Raw genomic sequence first — 13,176 nt, forward strand, 5'->3', positions numbered from 1 at the left:
GCAATATATATCGTTCTTGGTAGTACACAAAGGAGTGTAGGCCAATGATTATCAATCACAACATGAGTGCGATCCAATCACATCGTGCTCTCAAGTTTACACAATGGGATGTAGATAAGACCATGAGGAACCTCTCCACTGGGCAAAGGATTAACCTTGCCGGTGATGATGCTTCTGGTCTTGCTGTTTCGGAAAAACTACGAACACAAATTCGTGGTTTACGTCAGGCCGAAAGGAATACGGAAGATGGACTGAGTTTCATCCAGACTGCAGAGGGTTACCTTGACCAGTCGGCTGAAATCATCCAACGAATTCGGACCCTTGCGATCCAGACTTCGAACGGAATCTACACACCGGAGGACAGGCAGCTCGTGCAGGTAGAAGTATCTGCGCTGGTGGATGAGATCGATCGAATTGCTTCACAAGCAGAGTTCAATAAAATGAAACTGTTTGAAGGAGACTTCGCTCGAAAGTCAACGAAGGCATCGATGTGGTTTCACATGGGAGCAAACGCAAGGCAAAGAGAGCGTTTCTACATTGGAACTATGACTTCGAAAGCTCTAAAGATGTCAGAAGGTGCAGTTAAGATTGCGCTCTCTACACCTGGAAAAGCAGACGAAGCGATTGCTAAAGCGGACTTCGCCTTGAACAAGATCATGAAGCAGAGAGCAGATATGGGAGCTTATCAAAATAGGCTCGAAAGTACTGCAAAAGGCCTCATGGGTGCATACGAAAATATGCAAGCATCCGAATCAAGGATTAGGGACGCAGATATGGCAGAAGAAATGGTAGCGCTCACGACGAAACAAATTCTCGTGCAAAGCGGTACGGCAATGTTAGCGCAAGCCAGTCTTCGACCAAATTCTGTATTACGACTTTTGAATAACGCTTAAGTTGTAGTAAGGCAAGAGTTGCCTTAAGACGGTTGCCTCTTTTCGAAGGAATCTTCGGGAAGGGGCTTTTTTCTTTTTTGCGGTAATCATCACTTAATATTCAAAATATATTTTAAATATTCTAATATAAAATTGTAGTGAATTTGATTTACAATTCACCTAACGGTAAATGTTTGACAAAATAACAGGTGACATACGATATAGCTGTATGTTAAAAAAAATGCGTTCGTTTGGGTTTGTTCTAGTTTTTGTCTTTGGTTGTGCCAATGTTTATTCTCCTATGGGGATCAGGGGAGAAGAGGCAAAAAAACAACTCGAAGAGCTTCGTAGTAATTTAGGCATTGTAGGTATTTTTGCTTCACTTTCTGCTGTTATGAATGCTTCCGCCAATTCTTCTAATACTAGTTATACCTGTGCTACTGACAATTCCGCTGTTTTGGGATTTACCACTCCTACAACGACTGCTAATTTTAATTTGCCCTCACAAACAAATTACATTGATTTATCGGTTACAACCAATGGTACGTTCTATTTTCGTTCCAATCAGGCAACAACGACAACAATGCTGTCTGGGAAAATTTTGAAAACTGCTAGTACGTCCGCAAGTGCGAGTTGTTCTTCTGCTACAAGTTCTGTTTGCGGGGCAACAGATTTATCGGGTGTTTCCTTTTTTTCATCCATATCATCAATTATGACAGTTGCTCCAGGTTCTTGTTTTGCGATTCGTTGTACAACACCGGCTTATGTTAGGTTAAAACTATATAACATTGACTCCTCCGGTTTGCCAGGGGTGGACACTTTGATTTCGGGAATATATACTCCATATATATTTGAATCGATAGCAAACATTGGGGAAGAAACTTATTACACTAAAAAATCATTTGAAAGATGTAAAAGAGAAATTGTAAACTACTCGATGATCGAAATTCAATTTGCAAACCTTACTTCCTCTCTGGTCAATGATGCTAGTATTTGTAATAAACCATATTCGAGTATCCAAGGTGCCTTGTTGAATCCTGGGCTTACTGCCGCGATTCAGGCTGATGCATGTGATTTGGAACCGGTCAATCCAGTTGGGTTTTAAAGAAATTTTCTAAATATCTACAATCATATAGGAAATGGGAAGGATCACACGTTCACAACTATTTATAGTTGTAATAATGGTTCGGATCGTCCCATTTTGCCTTTTCTATCGCCTTTAATTTATCTATTGTTTCTCTGTCTTTGATGGCTTCCTCCCATTTGTCTAATTTTTTAAAAAGTGTGATCCTAAGTTCCAGTCCAGGGATATAATCATTCTTAAGTCGTAAGGCCTCATTACAATGTTCCATTGCTTCCATTATTTTTCCTTCTTGGAAGTAAAGGTCAGCTATGAAATACCAGGAGTAGTGGGTGAAAGAAGGATGCACCAAACTCAGATATTCTTTCATTAGTGCGATAGCCTTTGTATTTCGACCTTCCCTTTTTGCAATTTCTGCAAGGTTTCGAATTTCTATGATTTTTTGTGAATCCATGTTTGACTTGCCTGAAGATTCTATCAGAAAGTAAGGAAACTTCCAAGTTTATTACTTTACGGATGGGTATACGCCCTTAAAAAATAAGATTCGAATTCCAGGGAAAAATATTTCCTCGTATGTAATTTTTGTCCCATAGAAATCAAAAAAATCCTTGGAGGGTTTTTCGTTGGAGATTGTTAGATTGAAAACCGTTCTGTTTCACGGGTCGCGTGTGATTGCCATTTTGATTTTAGGACAAACCTTGTATTTTAAATTTTCCGGATCCGAAGAATCCAAGTTTATTTTTTCTGTGATGGGGATGGAACCTTGGGGTCGGTATGGTTTGGCGGTTTTAGAATCCTTTTGTATTCTTTTTTTACTAATCCCTCGTTTGGTTTGGTTCGGGGCTTTACTTGGGTTCAATTTGATGTTAGGTGCCGTATTATCTCATTTTGTATTTTTAGGAATTGTGGTAAAAGACGACGGAGGATTCCTTTTTGTTTTAGCCCTTGTGGTTTTAACTTTATCTATTTATCTTTTATATATGGAAAGAAAAAAGATTCCTTATCTTTCTGAATACTTTGTTTAACCATTTTTTTGTAAAATTTTTTATATTGATTTTTAAGTTCGTAACCGATGCCAAAAATTTTAATTTTTCTTGTTCATCCTAATTTGGAAAAATCAAAAGCCAATCAAATGCTTTTGGATTCCATTCCAAATTCTGATTCCATCACATTACATGATTTATATGAAGAGTATCCTAGTTTTTCTATCGATGTAAAGGCCGAACAAAGTTTAATTCAAAACCATGATATTCTTTTGTTCCAACATCCTTTGTATTGGTATAGTTGCCCCCCTCTTATGAAATTATGGATCGATTTGGTTCTTGAAGATGGGTGGGCTTATGGTATAGGTGGGAACCAATTGTTTGGGAAAAAATGGGTCCAGGTGATTACTACTGGTGGTTCGAAAGGGGCCTACACAAAAACTGGATTCCATGGTTATTCTGCAGATGAATTCCTTCTTCCTTTTCGCAGAACGGCTGAATTGTGTGGAATGGATTATTTAAATCCTTTTTTAGTGCAGGGAACGTTTCAATTGAATGAATTGGATCTCCAAAAAGAATCCAGTCGTTATCTTCAGTTTATCAATAATTTGTTAGGTGGCATTTATGGGTGAATCTAGTTTTTTCATTCAAGCTTTGATTTATCTTACCAGTGCCATCATTATGGTACCAATAGCCAATCGATTGGGACTTGGATCAGTGCTTGGATATTTGGTGGCAGGAATTGTCATTGGACCATTTGTTTTTGGATTTGTGGGAACCGAAGGAAAGGATATGTTACACTTTGCCGAATTTGGCGTAGTGATGATGTTATTTGCAATCGGTTTAGAGTTGGAGCTTGATTTACTTCTTCGGCTTAAGTTTTGGTTATTAGGTCTTGGTGGTTTACAACTCGTATTAACAACGGTTGTCACTGCTGTTTTTTGTTTTTTACTTGGTTTTGGTTGGAAATCAGCACTTGCACTAGGGATGATTCTTTCTTTGTCTTCAACTGCCATTGTGTTACAAACTTTAAAAGAAAAAGGGTTAATGAAATCCATTTCTGGGCAAGCTTCGTTTTCCGTACTTTTATTTCAAGATATGGCTGTGATACCTATCCTTGCCATCTTTCCTATGTTAAGTGACTCTGAATTGACAACATCTTCGGATCACCATTCTTTGGTCGAACATTTACCTGGATATTTGAAAACGATCATTGTCATTTCTGTTGTGGTTGGAATCATTTTTGTCGGGAAGTATTTACTCAGTCCACTTTTTCGACTTTTGGCAAAGTCAGGAAATCGTGAAATTTTTACCGGTGCTAGTTTGTTACTTGTGATTGCCATTTCTGTTCTTATGGGAGCCGTTGGAGTTTCGGCGGCACTGGGAACCTTCCTTGGTGGTGTAGTTCTTGCGAGTAGCGAGTTTCGGCATGAATTAGAAAGTAATATTGAACCGTTTAAGGGACTACTGCTCGGTTTGTTTTTTCTCAGTGTCGGTGCGTCAATGGATCTACCAGTGGTGATGCAAAGTCCAACCAAAGTAATCGAAATCGTATTTGGAATTATACTCATCAAAGCATTGGTGCTTTTTTTATTAGGAATTCTTTTTCGCCTTCCTTTGGATCAAAATTTATATTTTTCAATCGCATTGTCTCAAGTGGGAGAGTTTTCTTTTGTACTTTTTGGATACTCAGAAGGACTGGGGATTTTGGACGAAGGATCCATTGTGCTTTTAGTTGCCTCTGTTGCCGTGAGTATGGCTCTCACTCCCGTACTTCTTTTGTTATATGAAAAAACTATATTTGGATTTTTAGAATCCAAAACTCCTAAAAAAACGACTGAACAAGATATCCATAAACAAGAAAACCCAGTCATCATTTGTGGGTTCGGAAAGTTTGGGAATATGCTCGGTCGTTTTCTTCGTTCCAATGGAATTGGAATTACCATTTTAGATTTTGATGCAGACCGCGTGGAAATGCTCGGCCGATTTGGTTTTAAAGTTTATTTTGGTGATGCCACTCGATTGGAGCTGTTGGAGTCGGCCGGTCTGGAACATGCAAAGATCGTGGTTGCAGCTTTAGATAGTCCAGAAAAACAAGCGGAACTCATTCGAAACGTGAGCCTTCATTATCCCAATATAAAAATTGTCGCAAGGGCGGGGGACAGAGAAGAAGCCTATGATCTCAAAGAAATAGGTGTCCAATATATCTATCGAGAAACTAGAGAAACCGCAGTCCTTATGGGAAGAGATGTTCTTAGGTTACTTGGGACAAGGTCATACACTGCAGAGAAAGCCAGAAACTTATTTTTAAAACATGATGATGAAACCTTTCATGAATTGTTTGATCTCAGAAAAGATCGAGTTCAGTATATGAGTTTAGCAAAACAAAGAAATGCAGAACTCGAACGTTTGATGTTTGTGGATTTAGGTCAGGAAGAAGAGTTGGAAAGAGATTCTTGGAGTGAGATGGAGAGATAAAATTCTGGGTTAGAAAAAAAGAGAAAGTAGAAACTCTATTCCCGAATGATCTTCTTTTTTCTTTCGAGAATAGAGTTTTTTTGACTGTTTGATTTTGGTAGGCTTCATAGTAAAAATCAATCTAGAAGCTTGTTTGATTTGGGAGACTTGTTTCTGTTTTCCTTTGGTCTTCATAGTATTTAGACTTTTAAAAACCAAAAGACAGAATCAATCTTTATTTTTTAGAATCTAGGATTTGGTTCCATTCATCCAAAAATGGTTTTGCTACTGCCAAAACAGAAGACGGATCACCTTCGATCGTGACGGATTCCATGATGTCTCCTTGGCGAATGGCATTGACCACTTGTTGGTCTGTGTCGTCCACAACCGCACCAAAAACAGAATGTTTTCCATCGAGCCATGCTGTTGGAACATGGGTGATAAAAAATTGACTTCCGTTGGTTCCTGGACCTGCATTCGCCATAGAAAGAATTCCTGGTCTGTTGTGTTTCAAACTAGAATCAAACTCATCTCTGAATTTGTATCCAGGTCCACCAGTTCCGGTTCCTTGTGGGCAGCCACCTTGGACCATAAAATCTTCAATGACGCGGTGGAATTTAAGGCCATTGTAAAAATTCCTTTGTGCTAGGTTTACGAAGTTTGCTACAGTATTCGGTGTTTTGTCAGGATACAAATCAATGCGAATTTCGCCTTTGTTTGTTTTGATAATTGCTCTCAATGTGCTCATTCATGTATCACAATCCCGTTAATTCCCCTGGCAAGTCGAAAAAAGGTTTGAGTTTCCTTCGCACCCAATAGTATACTTTTAGGGTCTTTCACAAGGAGATTCTTCTATGCGACAGTTCTTTTTGATTCTACTCGTACTGGTCACAATACCGTTAGTTTCTGAATCTTCTAAAAAGAAGAAGAAGGTCAAAACTGGGCCTGTGCCCATCGAAAACAAACTGATCAATTATAGCGAATTTAAGAAGATTGTGAATCAATCAGAAGGGGAACGTGAAAAGCATCGCCTAACAGAAGATCAATTTCTGAAATCGATGTCGGAGGAAGGAGTGGTCCTTTTGGATGCTCGTAGCGAAAACCGGTTTCGTTTGTTACATATTAAAGGTGCTAAAAATTTACCATTTACTGAGTTTACAAAAGAATCTTTGGCCGAGTTAATCCCTGAAAAAAAATCGAAAATCTTAATTTATTGTAATAATAATTTTGAAGGAAACCAAGAAGCTTTTGCGGCAAAAAGTCCAGCAGCTTCACTCAATCTTTCCACATACAATTCCCTCAAAGCCTATGGTTACGAATCCATATTTGAACTTGGACCCTTACTCGATGTAAAAACAACTGTTCTTCCTTTGGTGAGTGATCCACCAGAAAAAGCAGAAGGACCTTAAAATGAGATTTGTATTTTCTTTAGGAAACTTCTAAACAAACAATCTCATGATCCAAGGTGAACTTTTATCTGATATCATTGAAGCTGTTTCCAATACCTATGGAAATGAATTCTTAAACAGACTCACTCTTAAATTAGCTTCTACCATAAAAGCTGACTACACCTTCATTGCAATTTTTGATAAAGAAAAATATGAATCCCAAACGATCTCCCTTGTTGCGAAGGGCGCGATTGCAGAAAATATGGCATACTCACTGAAAGACACACCTTGTGCCGATGTTTTTGATGATAGTGTTTGTTATTATCCAAATGACGTCCAAAAATTCTTTCCGAACGACCAACTTCTTGTGGAGATGAAAATTGAAGGATACATTGGAACTCCCTTAATCAATTCTAAAAAAGAAGTGATGGGTCTTATCGTCGGTCTTTATGAAACAAAAATTGAAAACACAGATGATATCCTTACTTTATTCCAAATCTTTTCGGGTAGAATTGCAGCTGAATTAGAACGATCCGAATATGAACTTCGTTTGGAAAAATACAATCATGAGTTGGAATCTCTTGTGGACGCGCGGACTCGAGAATTAAAACAAACACTAAACGAACTAACAGAACGTCAAAACCAACTTATTGAATCAGAAAAGATGGCAAGCCTTGGTGTGTTATCTGCTGGAATTGCTCACGAAATCAATAATCCTTTAAACTTTATTCTAGGTGGTTATTTTGGAGTTCGAGGAATTTTGGAAGCCTCTAACTTAGAATCAGAAAAATCTCAAATGTATTTGGAAGCCATCAAAGAGGGTGTGGATCGTACATCAAAGATTGTGAAAGGATTAAACCAATTCACTCGTACGGGAGATTCGTATGACGATCGTTTTGATCTACATGATATCCTGGAAAATTGTTTGGTGGTGCTTCTGCACTCTCTTCGGGACCGAGTTTTAGTTGTGAAGGATTATTTTCCTGAGCCCCTGATTGTAAAAGGAAATTCGGGCAAAATCCACCAAGTGTTTTTAAACATTCTCACGAATGCCATCCAAGCGATGGAGGGAGATTCCGGAATTTTGGGTTTAAAAAGTTTTCGCGACTCCGAGTTTGTTTGTATCGAAATTTCTGATACCGGTGGTGGAATTCCTATAGAATTACAAAATCAAATTAGAAATCCATTTTTTACAACCAAGGATCCTGGAAAAGGGGTAGGGCTTGGTTTACCCATTGCTTATAAAATTATCGAAGACCACCAAGGGTTCATTGAAATGGAATCAAAATGGGGAAAGGGAACTATTTTCCGTATCAAACTTCCGGTGTTAGTATGAATCAAAAATCCACCAAACGTAAGTTATTGTATGTTGATGATGAAATATTGAATTTATATTTGTTTCGTGATTATTTTAAAAATGAATTTGAAGTGATTGTGGCACAATCTGGTGAAGAAGCTATTGAAGAATTGATGGAGAACTTGGATATAGAGTTTGTGATTAGCGATATGCGAATGCCAGAAATGAATGGTTTGGAGTTTATTACAAAGGCCAAAACCATTCGCCCGAAGATTACCTATTGTATTTTAACTGGATATGATTTAACACCAGAAATCCAAACGGCAATTATCGAAAAAAGAGTCGCTCGTTATTTTTCCAAACCATTTGATCCTACAGAGATTGGTGCCTTTCTCTCTGCAGGGTCATAGTTACTTTAAATTATTTGTTTCTAAATTCTGCTTCCACAACACCACGTTTGGAGCTGTTGATACTTAAAGTTTTGCTACTTAAGAATCGGAAACTCGAATCTTTTTTATACATCAATTCTTCTGCAAACATGGATTCTTTCCCAGGATAAGTTAATTCCCATTCTGATCCGTTCATTTCTGTTTTGCGGTCATTGATTTGTTTCACCGAAGTGTATTCCATCAAATCGTTTTTGAAATTGATCGCATCTTCCAATCCAAGTCCTTTGAATTTTAAGATGACAGTGTTTTGTTCTGTGAGTTTGAACCACTCGTCTTTGATTTGTTTTCCCACTTTTCCTGAAACAAGGTTTGCCCAATCTTTGACGGCTTGTTCTCTGGAAACTTCTTGAGTGATATCAGCACCACGTCCTTCTAAACTTCCTGATCCAAAAATTTTTCCATCACCCCAAAGTTGGATGATACGATAAGGTCCTGTTGCTGCTGAACTGAGGAAATCGGTTTTTTTCCCACCAGGCAAAACCACTGGTTTTTGGTCTGTTGTTGTCACCTTGGCAATGATCAAAACTTCTGCCCCGGAATCTTGTGCGAGTGTGAGTAAGGGACTTCCTTCTTCCACAGATGTAAGGTCTAGTTTGGCAAGGCTTGGATTTTTTTTGAGAAGGGCTGTGAGTTGGGAACTATCCACAACCTTGTTTCCTTTGGCTCGGAGTTTTTCAATGAGTTCTGCTTCTGCTATGTTGGTTGCAGATCCAATTGGATATGACTTTCCATTCACAACGGTTTGTACAAGGACAGCGATTCTAGGATTTCCTACATCATCGAGGAGGGCATCCACTGCCGTAGAAAGTTTGGTTGCTTCCACTTCACATCGGACATTCAGACGGATCATGTCTTGGGTGTCCAATTTCCATGGTTCTTCGCTGATGATGTCATATTTTTTTACGAAACTGTCGGTTTTTCCGTAGAGTTTGGAACCTAGGGATTGTCCATCGGAGACTCCCGATTTTTCTGTAATTTGTTCCCCGACTAGTTTGCGGATGGCGTTGAGTTTTGCGTCTTTCAAAGCTTTGTTTCGCGCGAGAGCCAAGTCTCCTTGGTAGATTGGTGCCTCTCCCATTGCTGTTACCACATTGTCTGGCAGCGTAGGTTGTTTCTGGGCTGAATTGGATCCGGCACATGCCAAAATGGTTAGGATGAGAACTCCGGTTAAGGGAGCCAAACGAAGTCGGTTGAACATGAAGGACATTTCTCCTTGAAGATTTGCTATATTATAGAAACATATACTTACATGACCAATTACTTTTTTAGGTTTTCTCTCTGCTTTCTAGTCCTTGCTTGCCATGGAAACACAGTTCCGCAATTTCGCGTCCATCCACTTGATTCCAAGTTGCGGGTATCCCAGGACATTTTTTATGAAAAAATCCTCCCGACTATGGCCGGGAAAAAATTGATGCTTGCGACAAACCCTTCGGGAATCGGAACCAATCCCAAAAAAATCATCTCTTCTTTGGAAAAACATAAAATTAGGTTAGAACATTTGATTGGGCTCGAACATGGATTCCTAGGTTTAGAAGAAGAATTTAGCCAAACCCCTGTTACTATGGACTCTACCTTCAATCGTCCTTTATATCATATTTATCGAATTAAAGATTCTGAATTAAGAGAACTTGTTACAGAAGTGGATTATGTTGTTTTTGATGTTCAAGATGTGGGTATGCGTTGTTACACTTATCTCAGTGTATTAAAACGACTTATGGATGCAATGAAGAATACAAAAACAAAACTCATTGTACTCGATCATATCCATGTGGCTATGCACCTTCCTCCTATGGGTGAAAAAATGAATCCAAGGAATATAAATTTTGCCGGTGAGTTCCCGTCACTTCTCATCACGGGAATGACAGTTGGTGAAGCCACAAGGTTTTATAATAAGGAATATTTAAAAGACAGTGTGGATGTAATGGTAGTGCCTGTGGAAGGGTATCGCCGAGGAATGTATTTCGAAGATACTGGAATTCCATGGACAACTCCATCACCAAACTTACCTATGGTGGACTCTGCTAGAAATTATCTTTCTTTAGTTCTTCTTGAGGGAGTGAATGTTTCTGTGGGTCGGGGAACCCAAGCTCCATTTGTGTATTTTGGAGCACCTTGGATGACAAATCCAGAAGAACTGGCGAACAAACTGTCTTCACTCGGAAACAAATCTTATTATTTTTCTCCAGTGTATTTCAAACCAACCTTTGGTCCTCATAAAGGCAAAATTTGTTCGGGACTACGAATGAATTTAGTTCGTCCTGATTATGATCCCATCCAATTGGCTTATGAATTGATTCGATTGATGAAAGAATCCTATCCAAATGATTTTAAGTGGAGTAAAGGTGCATCCAACCATTGGGTAGACCAACTTTGGGGAAATGATCATTTTCGTACTTCTATCAATGAAGGAAAAACATTTGCCGACTTCCACAAAACATATTTGTCAGAAGAAGAAAACGAACAGAGTAGAATTGCTCCTTATTTGATGTATTGAGGTGATGATGAAACGATTTTTTATTTTATTAACTATTTTCTTTTTTACTTTTACAGTTTTTGCTTCAGAGAAAGAACTAAAAAGTATTCCCAAAAGTAAAACCGCCAAGGTTTTAAAATCTGTTGCTTATGCTACGATTCGTTCTACACTCCTCGTTTCCTATGCAGATGGGGTAGAAAAACAGTCAACATACACTCCCTGTTCTGATAATTTTCCAAGTATGCCGGGAGACTTTCCTTGTAACTATTTGGACTATGAAGGAACCACTCTCGAAGTGGCTCCGAATTCTGCTGTAAACGAGGGAGAAGCTACAGAAGGATCTGATCCTGAAGATGTTTACCCTGGTGGAAAGGTGACAATCAAACAGATCAAACAAAAATCACCGAATTTAAATGGAAAGGTAGTTTTACTCGGAGAAGGAGAAGACCAACTCAAATTGTTTTATGGACCAAAAGGTCAAATTTCCCACTATATATTTCGACAAACTCTTGTTATTTTTAAGTGGGATGTGTCGCGGTCGGAACCAAGTCTTATTGGGTTACTTTTTGTGAATGTCAACAGAGACTATTTTCCACAAGACGTTAAGGAATATTCCTTCTAAAATTTATGCCAATCCTCCAAGGTTATGTTAGAAAGATGTCTCACAAAGGTACTTCGCCTGTTTCTTATTTTTGGGAAACAGCAAATTACAACGAGGCGGACAAAAAAGACTTAAAGGCCACAGAATCCACTTCGGAAAAACCTGTGGAGACTTGGATTGGAAAAAAAATCACATTATCCACTAACGATGAAATTCGTTGTTTGCATTGTGGAAAAAAAACAAAAAAATCATTTAGCCAAGGGTATTGTTTTACTTGTTTCACTAACTTAGCCGAAAACGATCTTTGTATCCTAAGACCTGAAACCTGTCATTTCCACAAAGGCACATGCCGAGAGCCAGAATGGGGAAAAACTAATTGTTTTAAAAAACATACGGTTTACTTCGCTAACTCCAGTGGATTAAAAGTGGGAATCACCAAAGAAAATCCTGTATCAAACCGTTGGGTAGACCAAGGGGCAAAATTTGGGATTCCCATTTTGGAAGTGGAATCTCGCAGAGACGCTGGAATTTTAGAACATTATTTAAGTCAATTTTTACCTGACAAAACCACTTGGCAAAAAATGGTTGCTGGTGATCCACCTGACATGGATTTGGTGCGTGAAGCAGGTAAGTTTTTAAACCATTTAGAAAAAAATGAATATTTTTCCCCACCCGATAGTAAGTCCAAACTCATTTGGAATCGGTTGGATCTCCCAAGTGGTATCACAGAAATTAAATACCCAATAGAAACCTATCCTGAAAAAATCAAATCCCTCAAATTGACAAAAGAAACTCCCATCACAGACACTCTTGTGGGAATCAAAGGGCAGTATCTTCTTTTTCGATCGGGAGTGATCAATATCCGTAGTCTCAGTGGTCTTTGGATTGAAGTTTCCACCTAAAAAAATCCAACTCCTACCGAATATCGTTACCAACATTCTTTATGAATGTGATGAGTTTCTGTTAGCAGAAAAACCTGAAGGAATCCCCGTACACGAAACCAAAGATCCAAACCGAATGGATTTTACAAGATTGCTGGCTGCCAAGTTGAATCTACCAGAACTCAGAACAGCAAACCGTTTGGATTTAGGGACAAGTGGAATTGTATTACTTGGGAAAAATCCAGAAAAAAATGCTGAGATTGATTCTTTGCTAAAAGCAGCGGAGAAGGAATATATTTTTTTATGTAACGGAATTCCTGATTGGAAAGAGAATCGTTTCGAATGTTTTTTAAAAGATGGAAATAAAGAAGTTAAAATTGTGAGGAGTGGGGGAAAAAAAGCCATCACCGAGTTTCGAATCCTTTCCACTCATTCAAAAGAAAATTTATCTTTTGGAATGGCAAAAATTTTAACAGGAAGGAGGCACCAAATTCGCGTTATGCTTCGTGAACTTGGTTTCCCTGTTCTTGGTGATCCCGTGTATTCGAAAGGCAACCCTTCAAAGAAAGAAAACAGGATGTACCTTCATTCTTTTCGATTGTGCTTTACCGACTTCCAGGGGGAAAAACAGTGGGTGGAGACAGAGATCCCTCCGGAATTTTTAAGCCGTGTCGGAAAACAACTCTCCGTCTAG

15 protein-coding genes are annotated in these 13,176 nt (G+C 38.7%); 12 read left to right on the plus strand and 3 right to left on the minus strand.

What is annotated here, in order from left to right:
- The first annotated feature begins 44 nt into the window (after positions 1-44).
- Positions 45-893, plus strand: a complete 849-nt coding sequence (locus EHQ70_RS01095; protein WP_002982274.1) for a flagellin N-terminal helical domain-containing protein — start codon at positions 45-47, stop codon at positions 891-893.
- Between the two features lie 208 nt (positions 894-1,101).
- The gene (locus tag EHQ70_RS01100; protein ID WP_208729485.1) at positions 1,102-1,977 is read left to right on the plus strand and encodes a hypothetical protein; all 876 of its coding nucleotides are present in this window, start codon (positions 1,102-1,104) and stop codon (positions 1,975-1,977) included.
- A 58-nt stretch (positions 1,978-2,035) separates the two neighbouring features.
- Here EHQ70_RS01100 and EHQ70_RS01105 read toward each other — a convergent pair whose 3' ends face one another.
- Positions 2,036-2,407 carry a hypothetical protein gene (locus EHQ70_RS01105; RefSeq protein WP_135583141.1) on the minus strand — a complete coding sequence of 124 codons (372 nt, stop codon included), beginning with the start codon at positions 2,405-2,407 and terminating at the stop codon, positions 2,036-2,038.
- 184 nt (positions 2,408-2,591) lie between these two features.
- Here EHQ70_RS01105 and EHQ70_RS01110 point away from each other — a divergent pair, with 184 nt between their 5' ends.
- From EHQ70_RS01110 to EHQ70_RS01120, 3 genes are read left to right on the plus strand one after another with little or no spacing between them, the layout of a single operon-like run.
- On the plus strand, positions 2,592-2,978 hold the full coding sequence (locus tag EHQ70_RS01110; protein ID WP_244288186.1) for a DoxX family protein: 387 nt from the start codon (positions 2,592-2,594) through the stop codon (positions 2,976-2,978).
- 47 nt (positions 2,979-3,025) lie between these two features.
- Positions 3,026-3,568, plus strand: coding sequence for an NAD(P)H-dependent oxidoreductase (locus EHQ70_RS01115; protein WP_135583143.1), 543 nt, complete (start codon positions 3,026-3,028; stop codon positions 3,566-3,568).
- The gene (locus EHQ70_RS01120; RefSeq protein ID WP_135583144.1) at positions 3,561-5,414 is read left to right on the plus strand and encodes a monovalent cation:proton antiporter-2 (CPA2) family protein; all 1,854 of its coding nucleotides are present in this window, start codon (positions 3,561-3,563) and stop codon (positions 5,412-5,414) included. The genes EHQ70_RS01115 and EHQ70_RS01120 overlap by 8 nt, the downstream gene beginning before the upstream one ends.
- Before the next feature lie 214 nt (positions 5,415-5,628).
- Here EHQ70_RS01120 and EHQ70_RS01125 read toward each other — a convergent pair whose 3' ends face one another.
- Positions 5,629-6,141, minus strand: a complete 513-nt coding sequence (locus EHQ70_RS01125) for a peptidylprolyl isomerase (protein ID WP_135583145.1) — start codon at positions 6,139-6,141, stop codon at positions 5,629-5,631.
- 106 nt (positions 6,142-6,247) lie between these two features.
- On the opposite strand from EHQ70_RS01125, the gene EHQ70_RS01130 reads away from it, so the two are divergent.
- From EHQ70_RS01130 to EHQ70_RS01140, 3 genes are read left to right on the plus strand one after another with little or no spacing between them, the layout of a single operon-like run.
- Complete coding sequence (locus tag EHQ70_RS01130; RefSeq protein WP_135583146.1) at positions 6,248-6,802, plus strand: rhodanese-like domain-containing protein; 555 nt, start codon at positions 6,248-6,250, stop codon at positions 6,800-6,802.
- Positions 6,803-6,848: 46 nt separating this feature from the next.
- Entirely contained in the window at positions 6,849-8,117 is a 1,269-nt protein-coding gene (locus EHQ70_RS01135; RefSeq protein ID WP_135583147.1) for a GAF domain-containing sensor histidine kinase, read from the plus strand.
- Positions 8,114-8,488: a response regulator gene (locus tag EHQ70_RS01140; protein ID WP_135583148.1), complete on the plus strand. Its 375-nt coding sequence runs from the start codon at positions 8,114-8,116 to the stop codon at positions 8,486-8,488. The genes EHQ70_RS01135 and EHQ70_RS01140 overlap by 4 nt, the downstream gene beginning before the upstream one ends.
- 10 nt (positions 8,489-8,498) lie before the next feature.
- Here EHQ70_RS01140 and EHQ70_RS01145 read toward each other — a convergent pair whose 3' ends face one another.
- Entirely contained in the window at positions 8,499-9,725 is a 1,227-nt protein-coding gene (locus EHQ70_RS01145; protein ID WP_135583149.1) for a lipoprotein LipL46, read from the minus strand.
- A 51-nt stretch (positions 9,726-9,776) separates the two neighbouring features.
- On the opposite strand from EHQ70_RS01145, the gene EHQ70_RS01150 reads away from it, so the two are divergent.
- Genes EHQ70_RS01150 through EHQ70_RS01165 form a run of 4 tightly spaced genes read left to right on the plus strand, consistent with a single transcriptional unit; the run spans position 9,777 to position 13,176 of the window.
- Positions 9,777-11,021 carry an exo-beta-N-acetylmuramidase NamZ family protein gene (locus tag EHQ70_RS01150; protein WP_135583150.1) on the plus strand — a complete coding sequence of 415 codons (1,245 nt, stop codon included), beginning with the start codon at positions 9,777-9,779 and terminating at the stop codon, positions 11,019-11,021.
- 7 nt (positions 11,022-11,028) lie between these two features.
- Positions 11,029-11,622 (plus strand): LIC_11883 family protein, encoded by a 594-nt coding sequence (locus EHQ70_RS01155; RefSeq protein ID WP_135583151.1) that lies wholly within the window; start codon positions 11,029-11,031, stop codon positions 11,620-11,622.
- Positions 11,623-11,627: 5 nt separating this feature from the next.
- Positions 11,628-12,503, plus strand: a complete 876-nt coding sequence (locus EHQ70_RS01160) for a DUF2797 domain-containing protein (protein WP_135583152.1) — start codon at positions 11,628-11,630, stop codon at positions 12,501-12,503.
- Positions 12,487-13,176 (plus strand): RluA family pseudouridine synthase, encoded by a 690-nt coding sequence (locus EHQ70_RS01165; RefSeq protein WP_135583153.1) that lies wholly within the window; start codon positions 12,487-12,489, stop codon positions 13,174-13,176. Before EHQ70_RS01160 ends, EHQ70_RS01165 begins: the two co-directional genes overlap by 17 nt.

This window comes from Leptospira congkakensis (assembly GCF_004770265.1).
Taxonomy (GTDB): domain Bacteria; phylum Spirochaetota; class Leptospiria; order Leptospirales; family Leptospiraceae; genus Leptospira_A; species Leptospira_A congkakensis.